Annotated in this window: 18 protein-coding genes; 4 read left to right on the top strand and 14 right to left on the bottom strand. The window is 28.4% G+C overall.

Going from position 1 to position 21,915, the window contains the following annotated elements; translation table 11 throughout:
* Positions 1-4: 4 nt before the first annotated feature.
* Together J0H68_09585 and J0H68_09590 are read right to left on the bottom strand one after the other, a co-directional pair.
* A complete protein-coding gene (locus tag J0H68_09585; GenBank protein ID MBN8828944.1) occupies positions 5-1,021 on the bottom strand; it encodes an LLM class flavin-dependent oxidoreductase in 1,017 nt (338 codons plus the stop codon).
* Positions 1,011-4,112: an amino acid adenylation domain-containing protein gene (locus J0H68_09590; protein ID MBN8828945.1), complete on the bottom strand. Its 3,102-nt coding sequence runs from the start codon at positions 4,110-4,112 to the stop codon at positions 1,011-1,013. The genes J0H68_09585 and J0H68_09590 overlap by 11 nt, the downstream gene beginning before the upstream one ends.
* Positions 4,113-4,259: 147 nt before the next feature.
* On the opposite strand from J0H68_09590, the gene J0H68_09595 reads away from it, so the two are divergent.
* The 4 genes from J0H68_09595 to J0H68_09610 are packed head-to-tail and all read left to right on the top strand — an operon-like array spanning position 4,260 to position 8,113.
* Complete coding sequence (locus J0H68_09595) at positions 4,260-5,489, top strand: aldehyde dehydrogenase family protein (GenBank protein MBN8828946.1); 1,230 nt, start codon at positions 4,260-4,262, stop codon at positions 5,487-5,489.
* A gap of 4 nt (positions 5,490-5,493) precedes the next feature.
* Positions 5,494-6,447, top strand: a complete 954-nt coding sequence (locus J0H68_09600; GenBank protein MBN8828947.1) for a hypothetical protein — start codon at positions 5,494-5,496, stop codon at positions 6,445-6,447.
* Complete coding sequence (locus tag J0H68_09605) at positions 6,444-7,127, top strand: hypothetical protein (protein ID MBN8828948.1); 684 nt, start codon at positions 6,444-6,446, stop codon at positions 7,125-7,127. Before J0H68_09600 ends, J0H68_09605 begins: the two co-directional genes overlap by 4 nt.
* Positions 7,128-7,144: 17 nt before the next feature.
* A complete protein-coding gene (locus tag J0H68_09610; GenBank protein ID MBN8828949.1) occupies positions 7,145-8,113 on the top strand; it encodes a tetratricopeptide repeat protein in 969 nt (322 codons plus the stop codon).
* A 585-nt stretch (positions 8,114-8,698) separates the two neighbouring features.
* On the opposite strand, the gene J0H68_09615 is transcribed toward J0H68_09610, so the two are convergent.
* The 12 genes from J0H68_09615 to J0H68_09670 all read right to left on the bottom strand — a co-directional run bounded on the left by J0H68_09615 (position 8,699) and on the right by J0H68_09670 (position 21,913).
* Positions 8,699-9,718 (bottom strand): ankyrin repeat domain-containing protein, encoded by a 1,020-nt coding sequence (locus tag J0H68_09615; GenBank protein MBN8828950.1) that lies wholly within the window; start codon positions 9,716-9,718, stop codon positions 8,699-8,701.
* Positions 9,719-9,731: 13 nt separating this feature from the next.
* Entirely contained in the window at positions 9,732-10,214 is a 483-nt protein-coding gene (locus J0H68_09620; protein ID MBN8828951.1) for a transglycosylase SLT domain-containing protein, read from the bottom strand.
* Positions 10,202-11,782, bottom strand: coding sequence for a type IV secretory system conjugative DNA transfer family protein (locus tag J0H68_09625; GenBank protein ID MBN8828952.1), 1,581 nt, complete (start codon positions 11,780-11,782; stop codon positions 10,202-10,204). Before J0H68_09625 ends, J0H68_09620 begins: the two co-directional genes overlap by 13 nt.
* A complete protein-coding gene (gene tadA / locus J0H68_09630; protein MBN8828953.1) occupies positions 11,766-12,764 on the bottom strand; it encodes a Flp pilus assembly complex ATPase component TadA in 999 nt (332 codons plus the stop codon). Before tadA ends, J0H68_09625 begins: the two co-directional genes overlap by 17 nt.
* Position 12,765: 1 nt before the next feature.
* Entirely contained in the window at positions 12,766-14,658 is a 1,893-nt protein-coding gene (locus J0H68_09635; protein MBN8828954.1) for a hypothetical protein, read from the bottom strand.
* A complete protein-coding gene (locus J0H68_09640) occupies positions 14,658-15,692 on the bottom strand; it encodes a TrbI/VirB10 family protein (protein ID MBN8828955.1) in 1,035 nt (344 codons plus the stop codon). Before J0H68_09640 ends, J0H68_09635 begins: the two co-directional genes overlap by 1 nt.
* Positions 15,692-16,603, bottom strand: coding sequence for a TrbG/VirB9 family P-type conjugative transfer protein (locus J0H68_09645; protein MBN8828956.1), 912 nt, complete (start codon positions 16,601-16,603; stop codon positions 15,692-15,694). The genes J0H68_09640 and J0H68_09645 overlap by 1 nt, the downstream gene beginning before the upstream one ends.
* Positions 16,581-17,255, bottom strand: a complete 675-nt coding sequence (locus J0H68_09650; protein MBN8828957.1) for a hypothetical protein — start codon at positions 17,253-17,255, stop codon at positions 16,581-16,583. The genes J0H68_09645 and J0H68_09650 overlap by 23 nt, the downstream gene beginning before the upstream one ends.
* 158 nt (positions 17,256-17,413) lie before the next feature.
* Complete coding sequence (locus tag J0H68_09655; GenBank protein ID MBN8828958.1) at positions 17,414-18,436, bottom strand: type IV secretion system protein; 1,023 nt, start codon at positions 18,434-18,436, stop codon at positions 17,414-17,416.
* Complete coding sequence (locus J0H68_09660; protein MBN8828959.1) at positions 18,433-19,263, bottom strand: hypothetical protein; 831 nt, start codon at positions 19,261-19,263, stop codon at positions 18,433-18,435. The genes J0H68_09655 and J0H68_09660 overlap by 4 nt, the downstream gene beginning before the upstream one ends.
* Positions 19,264-21,630, bottom strand: coding sequence for a hypothetical protein (locus tag J0H68_09665; protein MBN8828960.1), 2,367 nt, complete (start codon positions 21,628-21,630; stop codon positions 19,264-19,266).
* Positions 21,620-21,913, bottom strand: a complete 294-nt coding sequence (locus J0H68_09670) for a hypothetical protein (GenBank protein MBN8828961.1) — start codon at positions 21,911-21,913, stop codon at positions 21,620-21,622. The genes J0H68_09665 and J0H68_09670 overlap by 11 nt, the downstream gene beginning before the upstream one ends.
* Positions 21,914-21,915: the final 2 nt, after the last annotated feature.

Here is a 21,915-nt window from a genome sequence, read left to right on the forward strand (position 1 = left end):
AAATTTAGGAAAGAAAAATATTATTGAGATCAGATAAATATTTAAGGCCCGACATAATTTTTTTATCTTCTAGGCCGAAATCAATTAAGCAAGCTATTTCATCAATACCGATTTTCTTTAACTGATTAACGTAAAATTTACAATTTTCAACAGTACCAAATAAGCCATTCTCAAAATATTTTTCAAAAGCAAAATCTAAAAGAATCTCTTCATCATCATTATCTATTAATTCATCTATTCCTTTTGCTCTTTTTTCTAATTCCATCGAATTCTTCAAATATTTTATTAAGGGTTTATAAGCTAAATCGCGTATTACATCACTATTTTCCCCTAAATAAGTATGAAGCATTAACGTTACATGACCTTTAAAATTATTTTCTTTACAAACCTTATGATATAATTCAATTTTGTCTTTTAATTGGTTTATATCATGATTTAATAAATGTGTAAGAATATTACACCCAATTCTACCCGCTTTCTCAAAATTTTCTATACTACCTGCTGCTGTTAACCATAAAGGGAGTTTTTTTTGAATGGGTTTAGGAAATATACTAAATTGAATAAGTTTATTATTACCATTATAAGCATCTACCTTCTGATCTTCCCAAAGCTTTTGAATTAATTCAATATTTTGATAAAGAATTTCATATCTTTTAGGGTAATTTTCAGGGTTTAGTATAAAATCATCGGGGTGCCAACCAGCGGCAGCAGATAATCCGATTCGACCATTTGTCAGGTTATCTAAACAAGCCCATTGTTCGGCAATTAAAATAGGGTTATTTAAAGGGAGTACAACACTTCCCGCTCTAATTTGTATTTCAGTCGTTAATGTCGATAATGCAGCACCAATTAATGCTGGATTAGGGAATAATCCGCCGAAATCATTAAAATGTCTCTCAGGAAGCCATACAGCCTTAAAATTATTTTTATCAGCAAATTTAGTAGCTTCTATTACTAAATTATATTTCTGACTTTCATTATATGAAAATAAGCTAGAAAAAAAGAATAAACTAAATTGCATACCGATTCTCTTCATTATAAATTATATCCTTTATTTTTATAAAAGGATTATCTGATACGTTTTTTACTAATAGTTTAAAATCATCAATAAAAGATTCAATAAACTCTTTGCTATAAAGCTCAGTAGAAAATTCTATTGCTCCTTCAATAGAATTTTGGGTGGTCCAAATATCCATAATAAAATAAAGGATTGAGGTTTTTGGATGTCTTTGCATTTTAAATGATTGGATTTCATTACCTAAATTAATATCGCTTGTAAGATTGTTTCGAAAGTTTAATTGAACCATCCCCAAATGTTTATATTTCATTAAATATTCTTTTTCTAACTCCTCTAATATATATTCGAATGGTATGTTTTGATTGTTTAAACTATCAATAACATTATTTTTTACTTGTTCTAGATGTTCCGTAAACCCTAATTCATTATTGATTTCTATCGGTATTAGTAAAGTATTCATTAACAACCCTACCGTAGTTTCGAACTCTTCTGTTACTCTATTAGCAACATTAGTGCTTATTATTATATTTTGATTATCCGTATTTCGTTTATATATTACCATAACAAAGATAGCGGTAAAAAAGGTAAAGATTGTAAGATTATAAGATTTACAAATATTATTAATATTTTCTATTATAATGGAATTTTCTAATTTGAAATATTTTATATCTCCTCTATAATCCTTTCTTTCATCAATATCTTCTTTAAGTATAAGAATATCATTATTTGATAGTATCTCTTTCCAATATTTTAACTGGGCTCTACCTTCATCAGAATGTATAAATTTATTTTCCCATTGAACAAATTCTTTGAATTGTACTACTTCCTTACTATTTTTATGAGTTTGATTTTTATAAAAATTACATACTTCATCCAAGATGATAGATTTTGACCAACCATCTACAATAATATGATGAAAATTTATCAAGAGTATATGCTCTAGTGGGGAGCTTTTAATTATGGAGACGTTAAATAAAGGCGGCTTAGTAAGGTCAATTATCAAATTTTCATTTTCAATAATATAATTTTCTATTTCTTTATATTTTAAAGAATCATTCAACTGAGAGATATCATGTATTATAATATCAAATTCAACATTACTATGGATGGACTGTTTAAGCTCGTTTTGTAAATGAATAAAACTAGATCTTAATGAATCATGTCTATTAATTACATATTTAAAAGCTTTTTTAAGTAATTCTATATCGAGTAATCCTTTAATATTCCAACTAGAAGGTAGTTTTAACGCTAACCCACCTCCTTCACTTACTTCTTTAAAATTAGTTAACTGAGCAAAAGTCACTGGAATGAGATTTTCAGAAAAAGTAGATAAATTACTTATTTGATAGGAAATTCCAATTTTCTTTTTTATTATTTTATTTAAATTGCCAAAAGTAATATTTTCAAGTATTTCTCTCATTGTTAATGAACAAGCAATTTCTTTTCTTATTTTCGACAGTAATCTTGCAGCCATTAATGAATGTCCCCCTAAATGAAAGAAGTTACTTGAATCATCTATCTGCTTAACTTTTAAAAGATCTTCCCAAATTGTTTTTAATTTGTTCGTAATATTGTCCTGATTTTCTACAATAGAATTCCGATCTTTTTCTGAAAGCGTTAATGATTTATTCTCTAACATTTCTTTTATATTTTTTCTGTCGATCTTACCATTTAAAGAAATTGGAATAGAAGAACAAAAATGATAATAGGTTGGACACATATAACTTGGTAGATACATTGAAATATGCTCCTTTATCTCGCTCTCATTTAAGGTACTTTCTTTTTTTATTATTACTGCATGTAAATGATCTTCTTCATTTAGTTTTAGAGGTAATACTATCGACACTTCAACTTTATCATGAAGATTAATAATTTTTTCAATTTCTCCTATCTCGATCCTGTAGCCTCTTAATTTAATTAGCGAGTCATTCCGCCCTACATAAATTAACCCTTTATCAACTCTTCTTACTATATCCCCAGTTTTATATAATCTTCCATATAAAGGGTGATTTATAAAACTTTTAGTCGTCAGGTTTTCATTTTTCCAATATGAATCTGCAACACTTGAACCTCCTATAAACAACTCTCCTTCAATTGTAGTATGCAAATTCTCATTTAAAATAAAATAAAAATAATTTTCTAAAGGATCTCCTAGATAGATTTCTTTTTCTCCTTTACCTACTAATGAACATGATGACCAAATAGTTGCTTCTGTTGGTCCATACATATTCCATAATTCGCAATTATCATTTATAATACTAAATATTTGGTTTGCTAAACTTGCGTCCCAATACTCACCACCACAAAGGACCTTCTTTAAATTATAAAATGTTTCATTTGAATTAATTAACATCCTTAAAGTAGAAGGAGTTGACTGAAAAATGGTAATTTGATTTGATGATAATTGTTGGGAAATATAGTCTATATCAGTCCTTAAATGGTTAGGACATATTATTACTTGAGCTTGGGAAATAAGGGTTAAATAAAATTCTAACCCAAATATATCAAAGGATACGGGTGTTAGAGAGAATAAAATATCGTTTTGATTAACTTTTATCTTTTTAGAAATAGAATATAAAAAATTAGTTAAATGTTTCCTTTTTATTACTACACCTTTAGGATGACCAGTTGAACCTGATGTATAAATTACATAAGCAATGTTATCAGGATTGTACGAAGTTTTATATGGCTCTTCATTAATATAAGTTAATAATTCTTTAATAGAAAATGGAATATTTGTTATTTTGAACTCTACGTCTAAATTTTTAAGAATATCTTCTTTTTGTGATATTAAAAGCTTACATTCTGCATCTTTTAAAATATATTTAGCACGTTCAATAGGATAATTTACATCTATAGGCACATAACCTGCTCCACATTTTAATATGCCTAATATTACTATACTTAATTCACAAGATGAAAATAATCTAACTCCAATTAAATCGTTATCTTTTACACCAAGCCTCCTTAATTTAATGCAGAATAAATCGCTTAGTTCATCTAATTCTTTATAAGATAAAGACCTTTTTTCATCCTTAATTGCAATTTTATCACTTTTGTATGTAATTAATTCCAATACATCTTTAGTAATCATGCCTTGCTCATTCTAAAGTTAATTAGTTATTTATTATATCAAATTTTAATAGTTGACAAATAGTTTATTATAAATAATTAATTAATAGTTGCGTTAATTAGTGTAAAAAAATATTAAATATTAAACCGTATTGAGGGAAGGTATAACATGGTAATTTCTGAATATAAAATTTTTGATCAATATGCAGAATTCATTGATCAAAATCGAAACGTTATATTTGAAATATTGACTGAAATTGCTACTTATAAAAGTATTGAAGATGAAATTGAAAGATCTATAAGAGTTTTAAAAAATGCAGCTAGTGAATTAATAAAGGAAAATCCACCTCAAATCAATAATATTGCAATTTATCATTCTTCTAATGCAATTTTATATACATTTGTGCTATACTGTCTTATTGCATCGGCCTATACTAAAAATATATATATAAGACCTTCGCATCAAGTTTCCTCACCTACTTCAAAAATAGTAGAATTATTTACTAACCATTTTAAAACTCCAATTAAACTATGTAATTTTGGACAAAGAACCTTTGCATATAATGTTGGTTTTTCTGATGTAATAATTTTTACAGGTAGATATGAAAATAGTTTGGAAGTAATATCAAGACATAAGCATCACTTATTTCTATTTTTCGGGTCTGGGACTAATGCAATGATCTTAGGAAATAATTTTGATTTAGAAGAATTTACTAATAAAAGCATAAGTTCCAGAATATTTAATTCTGGCCAAGATTGTATGTGTCCAAACATTATTTTTGTTCCCAATTCAATTGTTGATGATTATGCTACACTTTTGATAAAAAAGCTCGAGCTTTTAAAATATGGTCCAAGAAATAATCCTTCAGTAGACTACTCTGATATTTTTTATGAAGGGGTTGTGGAAGATGTTCAAAAATATCTTACTGAAAACCATAAATGGGTTATTTACAATAAAAATCGTGAAGAAGTAGAGAATAATAATTTACTGCATCCAATTGTATTGAAATCTTCTATAAAAAATATGGCAGGAATTATGGAATATTTTTCTCCTGTTTTCAATATTGTTGCTTATGATAATTTTGAAGAATTAAGTCAGTTTTTATCAAATGATCACTCTTTGGAACATGCAATGTTTCTTTCTGTTTTTGGAGAAGAAACCTTATCAGAATCATTACATAATTATTACTGTATATCTAAAAACCAGACTATATTTGAATTTGAAAATGGAAATTACCCTTTTGGAGGTTATGGTATAAAAGCAAATTTTGTAAAAAGTGAAAACATCTCTGTTGGTAAACCTATATTAATTTCAAAAGAAATAGCCAATCATTTTAATAAAATTAAAAATAATGAGTCTACTAATGATAATCAAGAATCGATTAAGTTGTCTGTATGAAAGTATGTATATTGCTCTCAAAATAATAAATTTCGATTATTATTTTGAAGCAATTACAAGTCCTTTAGGGTTTGCTATTGAAGCAAACATAAAATCAAGAGGTTGGATTTTATGTGGACAAAGCGATTTAGATTATTTTGAACCTAAATTTAATATGGGAATTAAAAGCGAATGGGAAATTATAAAATCTATTGATTTGAAAAAAATATTGAGAACTGAATTAAAATTAAAGCCTGTAATTATAGATACCGAACCATTATTTATCGATTATTATCATCATATCGGTGTGGGCATAGGTATGCCTCATACTATTACAATTTTAGATTATAATGAAACCCAAAATAGTGTCCTTATATATGATAAACTTTCTCCAAATACAATGGATAAAAATAAAGAGGGGTTTTTTTGGATTTCTTTAGAGGTTTTTAATAAAGCTTTTGAAAATAGATTATATTTTCTAAAATATCAGTTATCTTCAACAGATCTTAACTGGGAAAAGGAATTTTTCGAATTAATAAAACAGAGTTATATTAATATGCGAAAAACAGTTAGTCGTGAATTTATTAATATGCAAGCATTAGGTATCGAAGGAATTAAGACTTTTAGCGAAACAATTCGATATTTTGACCCAAATTACTATGATGATTCTTTAACTATTTGGTTATTTACTAATAGAATACCTATTTATATTGCTCAATCTGTACTAGGAAATAGATATATATTTACAAAAGCCTTTGAAAAAACATTTCACAATAGACAATTTAATTTTATAGATGAGACCATTCTTGCATTAAAAGAAGTAATGCAAAAATGGGTAAATTTAAGGAAAACATTTATTAAAACTGGTAACGGAGAATTAAATTTTGAAAATTTAGCGGATGAACTTTTAGAAATTGCGTATACCGAAGAAAAACTCAGTTTTACATTAGAAAATTTCTATATGAGTAATTGTAAATGAAACTAATGCATTTTCAAATGATACAATTTAATAAAAAAGTATTTTCTGATTATAGTCATTCAGAATTGAACAATAAAATCAACTTACTATACACTGAGAATTTAACACCTCAATTAATACAAACTATTGTCTTTCCTTTAATAAATGATTTTTATAACAAATATCCAGGATTAGATTGCAAAACTAACCTTATCATAAATTGTGAAAACATTATCAGTGCATATTTAGAAAATTTTACTACCCAAGTTAATAATAATGAACGGATTCGCCCTTCCTCTTCTTTAAATATTGAAGTAAGTGCTTTAGCTAATACGGTTGCCACTTTTCTTAATATTAATGGTCAAATCGAAACAATTTTGCTTGATTATAATTCTATTATTCCTTTAATAAGAACTTTAACCCCTTTAGAAGGGGAAATACATACATTCAATATATTGGTAAATATTAAGCTTGATCCAGACTCTTTTAAAATTGAAAAGATTTCCCTATTTACAGTATTGTTATCGCATGAGAATTATAATACAGAATTAAATTTTGAGTTAGTTAACTCCTTAAATAAAAACTCTGAATTAATAGAATCATTTGATAAATTAGTAATAAATTTATTTAATTCAAAAGATAATAACACATTTTACTACGGATTTAACAACAACTACATTAAATTTACCAAATTAACTTAAAGAGGTATAATAAATTTATGCTTACTAAAGATAACCAAGATCTTAAACATGATATTATTTTAACAGCACATGGTCTTTATAAATCAAGGTTATATAATGAAGCACTAACTATTTATGAACAAATTCTTAAAATAAAGCCTACTTTGTCAGAGGCTTGGAATGGAAAAGGAAATTGTTTATATTATTTAAAGAGATATGAGGAAGCTGAATCGTGTTTTGATAAAGTTCTTGAGAATGGAACAAATTCTATTAATGCTTTAAGCGGTAAGGGCATTATTTGTTTAAAAAAAAAAGAATATTCTAAATCTATTGAGTATTTTAATGAGGTTTTAAAACTAAACCCAAACAATGGAAAAATATGGTCTATAAGAGCTAAAATATTTATATTATACATTTATAGAGAGTTTACCAATACTCTAAATGAACAAGAAATATCTCATTTAAAAAAAATTAAACTAGCTTTTACACAAAATAATACTTATGCCTTAATTGAAAATTATTCCAAAGTACTTAACGAAAAAAATTATTTAGGAAGATTAATATGTTTTGAATATTTATCAGTGCTTTCTCCTACATCTGAAAAATATTCAAATGAATATTTAAAAAATTTGATTATTGTTGATCCTATATTAGCTAAACAAGTATGTCTAAAGTTTTTATCTAGTGATTCTTATATGTATAATGAAATTGCAGTATCTTATTTAAAAAAGTTTCTTTTAGAATCAAAAGGTAAACATGAAGTAAAATCTTTATTTCTAAGCTCGTTAACTTATATTTTGAATCATCATCATGCTTTAAATAATTTATTTCCAAATAAAATGACATTGTATGAAAAAGCCTTAATAGAAGGTGTATTTAATGGATTAATTATAAAAGAATTGTGTAACACGATAAATTTTCCCCAAAAAGATAGTATTAATATTAGAGCACAGAATTTAAAAGAATCAGGATATGGGCATAGGTGGTCCAATAATAGAATTTTATAATTAATAATATGCCACTTATTATATTTTCTAAGATTTTCTCTATTTTCTTTATATTTTTTAATTTCATTTTCAATAGTTTCGTCCATATAGATCTCCTAGTTTATGTAATCAAATTCTAAGTTATTTTCTTGATGAAAATATACACCTTCATCTAGTTTTGTAATATGAAAGTTTTGATATGTATAATCCGATTGACGATCAATTACCTCTGAATAAGTTTTGTTATATTTTTATTTCTAAATACATTGTTTTCTTTTTTGAAGTGGTTAAATAACTTGCCAGGATTAGGATTGTTAAAGGTAGACTCTATGATTTCATGCTGTTTATAAGAATTTTCATCGTTACTATATGTAACATGGGTGAACTTCCCTTTTATTTCTTCATTGATATACTTTAATGTATCTGAAGGGCCTGTTTTTTCAGGATAAGAATACTCTATAACAGTCGAAAATTACTATTATTTTCATCTGTAAAGGTTATATTTATATACTTTGGAACATATAAAGCCGTATCATAAAAACTTACAGTTTTAAGAGCCTGATGAATATTTACTTTGTAATGTTGTATCATAATCATTTCTCCGATTTAATTAAAAATATATTCATTTTCGTTTTCATAATTTTCTCCCTGAGCAACTTCTTCTTTGATAAAATGATAACTTTCTACGCTAATATTTTTCATATTAAATTCTTTATTTATCTCATACATTTTCGCTCCATTTTCCTTCAAAATTTCTTCAAATTTATTTTTATTTAAATAAGTAGCTCTAAATAGAGGAGTTTCTCCATCTATATCAGGCATATTCACATCAGCTCCTTTTTGTAATAAGAAACTTAAAATATTAGTATTACTAGGATGAGAATTTGAAATAAAATAATTTAAAGGAGTTTCACCTTGGTCATTTTGGATATTAATGTAGGAATCATTTTCAAAAAATCTATCTATCGCATGAAAATTATAACTATTAACAATATAGTGGTGTGGGGTATTACCATATTTATCTTTAATAGTTAAATCACCACCTAAATCTAAAAGTAAATCTATAACACTTGCAGGCATATCCCTACAAAAATGTAAAACTGTTTTTCCCTCCACATTTTGAATGTTCAGATTTATATCATAGTCAACCATAACTGCCATTGCACCTTTTTTATCGTGATAAAGTGCATATGAAAATGGGGTAAAGCCACAATTATTTTGTATATTTAAATTAAAGTTTTTCTTACAGAGTATCTCTATAAATTCTTTACCTTGATAATTTTTATCAATAGCTAAATGTATAGGTGCAGCACTATCACTGTTAGAAATATAAGGATTAGCTCCTCTATCTAATAAAAATTTCATTATTCCAGGATTGTTTTCATAGACAGCTATGTGTAGTGCAGTGTTACCGCTATCGTCTTGAATATTAATATCCGCACCTTTATCTAATAATAGCTTTATCACTTTCAAGTTGCCTTTTCTAATTGCAGTAAACAAAGGAATTTTCAATTGATAATCTATTTTAAAGGATTTTAATTCAACATTTTGACTAATTAATTCTTTTATTTTTCCTATATCATTCTTTTCAATAGAAATAATAAATTCTTTATTTAAATCACTCATATAATCCTCCAATTTAATTAAATGTATGAAAGTCTCTTAAAAACTTTCCTAAATAAACTTGTCCTAGCCTTTCTTCTTTAGAATGAAATGCGGCTACGGCTTTTTTCCAGTCTTTGAATTCTTTATAATTTGTACTCAAAAACTTAGCAGCATAAGTTACATTAATCTCAGGTTCAAACATTTCTTCTAAATTTGTAAAGTTTTTACCATGATATTTGAAATTTACTTGCATGCAGCCTATATCTATATTTTTATATCCTGCTTTAATTAGCTTATTAACATAATCAACCGCATATTCCTTAGTTTTGAAATAATATCCTTTACCTTTTACATTTATTGTCCATGGATGTTTTCTGGCTTCAATATGAGAGACAGTTTGAAGTACTCCATTTGGTATACCAAAATCACTTGAAGCTCTTTTAAAGTATGGTTTACAACTCTCTGCAAGCGTTATACTAGGGAAGAATAAGAATGTTAATAAAATTAATCTAACCATGAAACTAACCTTTGATTTGAATGCCAGTAAGGTACATTTGCTAAAATAGGACGGTTATAAGAGCCTTCTAAAAGAATTAAACATTTTTTATCTGAAAGGTTTAAAATCTCTTGCGCAGAGATTAAAGCTTTGTCTTGTTTAGAAGATGAAATAGATAATCTATTACCTTTACTTATAGTTTTTTTCTCAATAACTTTAGTACCAATCATATCACTTATAAGCTTTGAAGTTTCCAAATCATTTTGACCTAATACTATTTTATAAGCACAGTTGTTTAATAACACCCTAGTGGAGAGTTTACCATAAGTTTCTTCTATCTGTCCTATATCTTGGGCTACATACAAAGCATTAACTTTATAATGTCTTGATATTGTTGGTAATTTAACTAGTTTATTTAATTTACCCAGTAAGGGAAATTCATCGATCAAAAGTGTAACACTGTGATCAAGATCAGAAGGCATCTCAGCAATAAGATTATTTGCAAGACTATTGAATACTAGTGCTACAAGTTTACTTAACTTATCTTGGCTTGCAGGAGGAACAATTATATATACAGTAAGAGGTCTTTCAAGTTTTCGTAAGTTAGAAGGTATTATATCACTTTTACCATCAGTAGCATTTATTACATTAGGGCTTCTAAATACTTCAAGAGAGTTTGATAAAACCCCGGTAACTCCACTCCATTGTTCATGGCTATAAGTATCATTTAGGATATCATTACAATCTCTTTTAAGCCAATCTGGTGTACTTTCATCATTAAGGATAGCTTTAAAAATTACATCAGCCCTATCAGAGGTATATAACTCTCTTACTTTAGGTAATGAAGTTTCACCTTTTTTTATTATTTGATAACAAGTAAGTACATATAATGCGATCTTTGCTCTACTGTTGAAAAATTCAGTGTTTCCATATTCATTAGGCTTCCTTTCAATTAAAATCTCTATAGCTTGCGTTACATAATCTATTAACTTGCTTGTATCTTTGGGTAATAATTCTTTTGAAAAAACATTAAATACGCATGATTTTTCATCTTCAGGGCTAAAAACTAAAATATCTGAGAAGTTAGATCTTTGCTCCTGTGTTTTTTCAAATATTTCTCCTTTTGGATCATGACAAACAATTGAGTTTTTACATGTAAACATAATAGGTATAATAAAACCTGATGTTTTACCTTTTCCTGCAGGAGCAATTAACAAGCCTGATTTAGGGCTATCATTAAATAGAAATTTACTACCCCTCTTACCTAAAATAATGCCCTTATTGTAATCAATCTTTTTCTTGTATTTAAAATATAAAATGTCAAACCATGTAGCAAAGCGAGACTCTTTTTCAGGGTTTTCTAACCGAGCATTCAAATTATAGCCATAAGCTATAAATAACATACCAGCTATTATTGAGCAAACATATGGCATAGGTAAAAACAAACCATATTTTTTTAAAACATCTGCTAAAATGTATAAGGATAAACGATGGTGGCTATCTCCTAACCAAGTATTAGGTATTGCAGCAATAAAACTAGCATATAAAGAAAAACTAAGGATTATAAACCCTTTATGCAGCAAATTCATGAGCAAATTCCTTAGTTAAATGAAATCGTCTATTTACTTTACCGTCCCCACTATTTTCTAAATGAACAACCCCATAAATATTATCAATAAGAAGATCTTTTATATCTTGAGCACCATAATCACTCACGTCACCGTTATCTTTTAAATATCTAATAATTCTATCAATTGCAGCCATTGGGCTATTAGCATGAATAGTTGCAAGTGTTCCATTATGTCCATTATCTAAAGCTGATACAAAAGCACAGGCATTTTCCAATCTTATTTCGCCAATTATAACTCGATCCGGACGCATTCTTAGAGTTGTATTTAATAGTTCTTTTAATATATTTTTTTCTTTTAATCCGTATTTTTCAGGATAAAGTATCGAACACCAGTTAGGATGAGGTAAAATAAGTTCTTTAGTACCCTCTAAAGTTATAATTCTTTCATTTAGATTTATTTTTCTAGCTAAAGCATTTAAAAGGGTAGTTTTGCGAGTACCAGTAGCACCTGCTATTAAAATTGTTCTTTTAGATTCAACTGCCTTACTCAAAATATCTGAAAATGTAGAATCTTTTTCAAATTCAAGTAAGTTATTATATTCGCGAATAGAGTATGACGAATCATATATGTCATTAAAATTTAATTCGTTTTCTTCAAAAATTTTACCCCTATTAAGCCTTATAGCTGCTGCAAATCTATTCTTCGTATATTCGCCTGAAATCACCTGGATTCTGTTACCACTAAACTCAAGTGAGGTTACAGGGGTTTCATATGGATCATAAAAAATATCTTGAGCTGCTGCTAAGTGAAATATAAATCTATCTAAATTGTATAAACTTAAATTCTCATCTTCATGTCTTTCCCAATCTTTACTGATAGTCTCTAAAAACACTTCTCCTGGTTTATTAATAATAATTTCAGTCACATCTTCTCTTTCAAAGTATTTCTGTAAGTATTTATAAAAATCTCTTAAATAAATAGATTTATTAAGTAATTCCATTCTACTTACCTATTTCTTTTAAATATTTTTGCACCTCTGGGGTATTTAATTCATCTAATAAAGTTCCTGTACCACAGACCTTCTCCTTACCAATTAATTCCTGTTTATTTATGAATAATGAACCATCACCTCTTTTATAGGTTTTATATTTATTAAAAGTTACTAAATCACATTTAGGTTCTGTACAATCAAGCTTAAATATTGGTTGATTTTTTCTATCTTTAGTTCTACCAGTATTATATAATGAAACTTTCCAATACGGTAATTGATCACTTAGAATATCATTAACAACTGTTCCATTAGCTATCCAAGGTTTACTATTTCTAGGATTATCCATTAAACAATATTCATAAACATCAGTTATGTAAGGACTATAACCATGATCTCCGTTTGATAAACCATATGAGGCTTTCAATTCGCCAAAATTATATTTTTTTGCATGGTATTTAAATTTTGGATCTACTCTACTTATTAAGGTTCCGTAACCTTCATTTGTTTGAGGGAAATAATTTAAAATATCTCCAGCATAAATTAATGGATTATTCGTAGCTGCGTTAAAAATATTTTCATTTCTTAAATGAATTCTAGCCCCAGACTGGGTTTCTTCTTTTACATATGCAGCATTTGATAATAATGAATAAGGTATATCTAAGATAGTCTTACAACCTTCAACTAATATTTCCTTTTCTTGATCTTTAATATAGGTTGAAACTTTGAATTTTGATATTTTATCTAGGTCATTGTTATCATAACCACAATCTTTGTAAAAATGTTCTAAAGCATCGCCAGAAGGAGTACATCTTTCTCCTACATAAATTTTTTGACCATTTTCAATGTAAAAAGTGCTTTTATTTATTTTAGAATAACCACCATTTTCATTAGTTTTAATAAAATGTGTATAGCGGTCTTCACAATCTTCTGTATGGAAATTAGTATTATCTTCTGCATAACACCCAGGGGCTAATTCTTTCATTCTACCATTTAAAACGTAGTATCTTCTTTTATATACTAATGGACCCACATCAGTTTCAGTGACTTTACAGCCATCAGTTGTCTCTTCAATGCTTATAATTTGATCTAAATCATCTTTACACCCTTCTACAGGAATTACAGATCCGTTAGAATTATTAGTGTAATTTAACTTATATTGATTATATACCCTTCCCTCATCTATCTTAATGTTTACACCACATGAGTCATAATCCTTTACGATTGGAAAGATGGTGGTTGATTCTTTACAGTCATTTTGAGGTACACCATCAATTAATGTTTGCTCTTGAACAATCGCTTTCATAGAAGCTAAGTCTACTTTAATTTCACAGCCGTCAGTAGTTTTAAGTACTACAGGTTTTTGCTTTGCAGTAAAAATATCCTTAATTTCAGGAAGTGTCTTTTCTTTCTGTGCGTTACCATAACCCCCAACAAATGAGGGGTTAGTTGAATTATAATTAGGTTGTTTGATATTTTCTTTTTTGTCCTCTCTTATCTGTTGTTTTTTTAATGCTTCATATGCTTCAACGAGAACTTGAGGGTCGCCTATAGCATTTATTTTATCACCTACTTCTAAACCTTTTTCTTTTTTTACCGTAATATCACTTTCAAAAGTTTTAGAAAGAGGAATTGTTTTATCATTTAAAGTGGCACTATGCCATTGTATCTTATTCTTTTGATTGGTTCCGTTATCTTTAACATCACTTATATTACCTATAAGTTTCATATTATTAATACCATACTCAACGCCTTTATCTTTTACTTCACTAATCTTAGCAACTTGCTTTTCTTTAATATTTTCAACTGAAAGCCTTACAATTTTCTTATTTGGTTTATCCACTTCTGCACTAGCACTCCAAATAGCAAATGATATTAAAAACACGCTTAATATTAATCTTAGCATTATTTTCTCCCTTCAATTATTTGTCCCATTACGACCGCTTCATCAGGTTCAGGAAATATAATATTATCCTCAATAATTAACTGAGCGAGAGTAGCTTTAGGTACTCTTATAGTTGGATTAATATCTAAGTTTTTCTCTAAAGACTTAGCATTAACCTGATTAAATTCTCTCTGTATAGAATTTGCTACGGCTCTTCCTCGTTCATCATAAATTGGAATTGCTAACTGCGAACTTGCTGCAATTGTTGCAACAAGCAGCGCCATTCCATATTTTTCTTTTAATTTGTTATCTAATTCTCCTGCTAACCCTGATTTTCCTTCTTGATCTGAAAGCAAAGTTTCATTTGTAAATTTTATAAATCTGCCATCAGGAGTGATTATCTTTGTGATAATCATATTTAATCTATCATCCCCTACTTTGGATAAAGGCTTATAAGAGCCCATAATGCTTGACCCTCTTGGAATTAATATTTTATTACCATGAGAGGCATATATATTTTCTGATACCTGACCTAATATTTTACCCGATAAGGTAGATAGGGTTTCATTATAAAGCGTTACATCTATTATACTTCCTGCCACTAACGTTCTTTTTAAATTTATAGGAGCAGTAGTTGTTGCTATTGGTTCTTCAATATCACGAAGAAGTAAGTTAGATTGTTGGTTTTCTCTTAATATGAACTTATTATCATCTTTTGAATCAAGAAGAATATGTTGCCTAGCTCTTTCAGCATGTTTCAGTTTTATTAATTCTTCACGTTGCTTTCTAATTTTTATAGAATCATCATCTATTTCATTATATTTGAACAAATGCTCAGGCTTTGGCGCTTCTACTATTTCTTCTTTGACTTCTTCATTATGTTCTGGAAAAAAATCTTCAGGTAAATTACCTTCCTTCTGATTAGATTTATGAATAATAATATTTTTTGCATTATTATTATGTGAATCTACATTTCTTAAGTAAAGAAGGAGAGTTCCTAGACCAAATAATACAAAAACTATACTTGCGATAATCAGAGCTTTAGTCTTATCCATCATTTTCTCCTTTTAACGCAAACTACTTTATCACCATGTCGGATAGTAAAGTTTTCAAGAGAAATAGTTTTAACAATTACAAACCCGTCAGCATGTTCTCTATTAACGAGATTGTCATAACCATCACGTACAACATATATAACGGGATAGCGACCAGTAAAGAACGGTTTGCGGTAATCGAAATAAGTAAATTCACCATTATCATATACTGCGATAGGTGCAATATCTTCAGAGCCTGGAGAGGCTAAAATATCATATTTGGTATTTATTTTATCTGGGTCCACGCCAGTTTCTAAGAAATCATATCTTTTTTGAGCAATTTCAAATTTTTTTGAAAGATTTGGTTCTTCTAAATTACTACTATATAATTGAAAAATACCTAAAGGATCAATTACTCTATTATTTACATAAACAAGAAAATGAGGTTTTTCAGTTGAATTGGTATTTATACTTTTGATGTAAAAAACATATCTAGTTCCTGATTCACCATAAACTTTTATGTCAGTATCAACCCCTGAGGTTAAGGCTTTTAATACTAAATCAGTCTTATTATCAGGTACGATTTCTCCCCAAAACCCTACCCTATCACCTAAAATAAAGCTTTTAATTCTTTCTGGTAGAACTATTGTGGTAGTAGAGAATAACCTCAAAGTTAAGGGAATAGTTTTCTTACGATCGAAGTCTACTTCAATTATAGTTTCAGGATTTTTAGATTTAGCAAGTACATGCTGAATTGCGTCCATTTCTATAGATGTATTTAATAAATCTTTACTTTCTTCTTTTAATTTATCTTCTACAGCAGAAATTTCATCGCTCACCACTTCAGCTAAAGTGATATTTAATGATAATAATTGGAATGTTATAAGGAATGTACTTAATCCTAAATACTTAATCACTTTCTTTTTCATCATTTTTTGCCTCAATTGTGTAAGAAGTAATTAAAAGACCTATAGGATTACTATCTGCTCTTTCATGGGTAACAATTCTTTCACCCTGAAGTTCAAAACCTATTTCAGCTTTCCAAGATTTAGAAATCCTTTTCTCATTTGGTGAAACATCAATCGTATCAAAATCAATTACCGCAGTATTATTAGAAAGTAAGGTAGCAGATTTTATAACCACTTTCCTTTTGTAGTTACTTAGCTTATTGATGTAATCATTGTATTCTTTTGCCGCTGATTTAAGTAATTCTGGGTCAGAATAAGTTTTTAAAAACGCTACTCTTTGTATATCTTTATTAAAGCCTTCAATCCCGTGTCTATTTTGTACATATTTTCTTAGGAAATATTTTATAGTTAGATTTCTCTCATTATCTCCTTGTTCTTCAATACTAGGCATTACTTTAAAGGCTACGCTATCCGTATCCGACAGAATAACAAATAATGGTTTTGGTTTATAAGCAGCAATAACTAGCCCTAAAACTAATATGACTAAAAAAGCAAAACCTAAAAGCACAGTTAAGAGTTTATTATTTTTAGAAAGAATTTCATTTAAGCGCGCTTCTTTTATATAAGTTTGAAAAAGCGTGATTGAATTTTCTTTAGTATCATCAATTATCTGCATGATTTTTAAGCCTCTTCATGTTTTTACAGTCACCAGCGCAAGGACTTCTGTAATCGTAACTAGTATTTTTTTTAGGTCCCAATACGGAATTCGCTGATGAACTACACCCGCCTAGAATTAATAAACAAACAATCAAAAACTTTTTCATATCAGCTCTCTTACTTTTTAATTATAAAACTATGGTTGTTACCAAATTCCTTAGCCATCTCGGTACTAATATTTGAGATAGTACCTTTACTTTTTTGAGCAAGACCACCAAGAATCTTACCAGCTGAAGTACCTAAAAAACTACCTGTAGCGGTAGCAAGCATTGTGGCTGCACCTTGAAAACCTTGTGAAGTGCTTCCTGAAAGAATAGCATCGGATAATTCATAAGAACGCTTTATTAAAAATAAGGTTATTAAAGAATATCCTAATATTGAAAAAAGTAATTCCACCAGGTTATGTGGAGGTTCGTTTGAATTGAGTAAAGCATCTACTTCACTACCTATTTTTAATTTTATGACATTAATTGTAATTGCCACTATTAAGGTTGCAAATATTGGAGGTAAATTGTAATGAAAATACCCTTTAATCATTGCTTTAAAATATTTACGGCTTTCAGGAAATACTGCTAAAGGAATTGTTATAGGAGCCGTACAGAATAATACTATTCCAGCAATATTTCCTAATATAAATAAATACGCTATATAAAGAGATAAAATAAAGAATATAAATTCAATAATCCAAGCTAAAATAGTGATCTTCCAGCTCGTTAGTTTAAAACCTATTATTGAGGTTTCTGTATCGGCCGTAATTTTATCTGATAAATTATTAATTTTAACTGTCATGTTGTGAAATTCATCAAAGACATTACTTCCTTCATTAGAAATCAATGACAATATGAACTGAGGCATTTTAGTTATAAAATGATCTAAAGGCTTATAAATGGTATTGATAAAAAATGTGCTATTTGTTGCAATTGATAATGCGAAAGGAATACCTATTGTTATCATACAAAGATTAGTTAGGTCTAATTTTGAAGACCCAGCTCTTAATTGCATAAAATAATAAATATAAAAAACAGCTATTATTGCACCGTAAAATGACGCAAAGGATTGTCCTATACCATCATATAATACAGCTAATGTAATAGGTAAACCTTTAGTAAAATTTGCGGCAAATACAGCAATATTTATCATTTACAATACCCCATAGCTTTTAAAGCAGAAGTACATTCATCAAATTCAAGTTTTTTCTTTGGATTATTTAGATTTTTTCTCGAATTTTCTAAGATTTGCTCAGTGGTCGGTATTATACCTTTCCTTTTCTTAGTATTCTCACTTACTTCAGATTCTACACCAACATATTTAGAGGTTGCTTCAGCTACTGCTAATTTATCAAGAGTTCTTGATATTTTAAGTATAGCTACTAAAATTTCAGCTAAATATCTATTTTCTAAATCAGCTTTTTCAGCTAAATCTTTAGTTGTGTTGATTTCTTGAGCAAGCCTTTCAGCATTTTTTAAGGATCTTTCAGATTCACTTAAATTACTTTGAGAATTTATAATCAGATCTTTTAAAGCTCTTTGTCTCACTTCATTTCTTTGGTTTTCAAATAGGTAAGACATTTCTTTAGAAGAAGGAACAAAAGTATCATCTAATGCTTTACTTATTACTTCGTAATTACTGATATCTGAATTACTACTGTTTGCTATCAACTTATGAAATACAGGTATTTGATTTTTTATATTATTTCTAATTTTACTTATATCTTGGTCTAAACCTATACCTTTGTTGTAATTACCTTCTAAACCCGAGCGCATTTGCTTTATTTCACTAGTGTTTTGCTTCAAGTTAGTAATCATTTTATTTAAAGCTTCTAAATTAGCTTCAAATTTTCCATATGCCCCTGGGTCATTAACTACGTACGCACCTCCAGGTATTGGACCTAAGGCTTGAGTTGATTGATTTAATAGACAGGTACTTAAAACGGTTGTTATCATAAGGTTTTTAATCATTTTATTCATTTATTCCCCCAAATATTTTTCTATCCAATTATCTGGATATTGTTGTTTATATGATTTCATAGCTTCTACATTGTCTTTTTGAGAACTAAGTAATTTTAGGTTTTTACCTAAATGTGATAGGTTTACATCTAGTATTACTGATTTTCCACTTTCTTTCTTTTTAACAAGAACTTGATAAGGTTCAGTACAATTAACAATCCAGTTAAACTCACTTTCGTTTAAACCTAATGATTCTATGTAATATTTTTTTTGATCTTTAGCGCTACTATTAGGAAAGAAAATAGCTGTCGCCATATTATTTATAAATGATTGACCTGCTGGTGTTTCAATAACGGTTTTAACATCTTGAATAACACCTATAATAGCGCCAGTAACTTTACGCCATTCTCTTACTGCAATGTCTATAAATCTAGCAAATAAAGGGTGTGTTATAAATTTATGCAATTCATCGATAACGCACACAAATGGTACATTTTCTCTTTGCGTATAGTCCATAAAGGCATGAAAAATATATGTCGCAAGTGGTTCTATTATTTTTTCATCCTTTAATGCTTCGTCCATATCAAAGCATACTATTCTTTTCTGAAACGCAAGGTCATCTTCTTTATTATCAAAAAGGCTCGCAAAGACATTCGAGTCATTATGGGCCGTATATTCTTTTGTCCATTTACTTAATTTAGACTTTAAAGATGAAGAATCTTTCTCATTACTTATAAAAGAAACAAGAGCCTTTGAAAGAGTTATAACGTCAGAATGTTTAGCATTATAAAAATCGCTTACATTTTTCCTTATTACGTTTGCTTGCTGATCAGTAACATTTCCCGCTAAACTAACTAAGAAATTTTCTAAAAATGCTCTATTTTTCATCGAATCAGGTAACGAAAAGGGATTAAGCTTTATTTTATCATTTATCGGATCAGAATAAGCTCCATCAAATGCTTCAGTGAATATTTTCATACCACTTTTACTATCAAAACCAAGAATCCGTAAGTCTTTGTATTTAAGGCAATTCAATAAAAGATAAGTGATAAGAGTAGTTTTTCCACGTCCTGAAGAACCAAATATTAAGGTATGCCCTTTAACTTTTTCTTCATCACTATCATGAAATATAAACCCGTAATAACTATTACCTGGAGTTCTAAAATAAGCTACAGGTTCATTACCAAAATCACATTTAGTAAAACCATGATCAGACGCAATAAAATTTATAGACGAAGCAACATTCATTGAGGTTACTTCTCTTCCCCTGGCTTTTACAAGTGATTCATAAAAATCTGGATACACACCAAAGAAAGCTGCTTTAATATTTAAAGTTTCAAAAGTTATATCAATACCAAATTGATTGAATAACGCTCTTACTTGACTGTATGAATTATCAAGATCCTCTTGGCTTGAAGCTTTTATTCTTAAAGTGAAGGTTTGCTTAGGAATATTTAACTCATCAAAACTTACTTTTTCTCCTATTTCTTCAAGCTCCATTACACTTGTTTGAGCAAACCTCTTGATCATAGCAAGTTTACCTTGCCTACTTTCAATCTCTTTAAGGGTTTTTTCTTTATTAAGGCCTTTTACAATTTGATATAAATTATACTCAATTGGCATTTCATTTAGTTTTGTAAACATCCAAGAATAAATTTCTTTAGAAAGCTCCTTAATTACTACATATTTACAATATCTTTTTTCATTTTTATCTTTGTCTTCGTAAGTTATAACTCCAGTAAATGGGTCCATCTCTACATTTGTTAGACCTAATTTATAACCCAAATCTACTAAATTATTCTCCCTTTTAAGTGGATTTAGATAGTCACTTGAGCCATTAACGTAATCTTTCCAAAAGTTTAAAAGTTCATTATTTACGTTAAGTATTTTTGGCGCTATATAATTAAAATAATTTATAACTTCTGTTACCTTTTCATTTAAGGAAATAGTCGAGCGTTCTATATCAAGCAAGTTTATAGATTTACCTTTTCTAGCTAGAACACTAATAACTATATAATCCTGTTGAATATATACTTCACCTACCCTTTTTAATGATAAGTCCACTATTTCTTTTAAATAAGGATTTTCACTGTTGTTAGTAAGAGTAAGCTTTCCAGCCTTTTTTCTAATTGAATGAAAACAGTAACTAAAATTAGAATCTATTTTCTTAAGGAAGTTATGTCTCAAATTATAATGATTTATATTGTCTTCTTCTGTCAGGCAAGTATAGTCAATGCCACTTAATTTAATTACTTGTAGTAAATGCCCTTCTTTTGTGACAATAGTTTTTCCATCCTTTAAAACTTCTAATAAAGGAATTTCATCAGCATAAAAATAATAATCTGTTTTTTGCTTGGTTTCAGTAAAAGGCAGAATTTTAGCTAACATATTTTACCTTTTTATTTAATGATTTTAACAAAAATGGATTACTAATATTTGCAATTACTATTTTTACAAAAAATGGATCTTTTTTTTGTTGTTTACGGCAATAAATAACTAAAAAAGAAGATAAAAAAGCACCTACTAATATGCATAAGTTTATATCTATATCAAAAACCATAGGAAGGAAAAAAGCAGCAGCGGCAACTGCGCCTAAGCAAACATACCAAACTTCTATGCTTACTCCTAAAAATCTTATAGGTTCTGATAATGATTTATAAACTACAGACATTA

Source organism: Sphingobacteriia bacterium (assembly GCA_017304685.1).
Classification (GTDB): domain Bacteria; phylum Pseudomonadota; class Alphaproteobacteria; order Rickettsiales; family 33-17; genus JAFKLR01.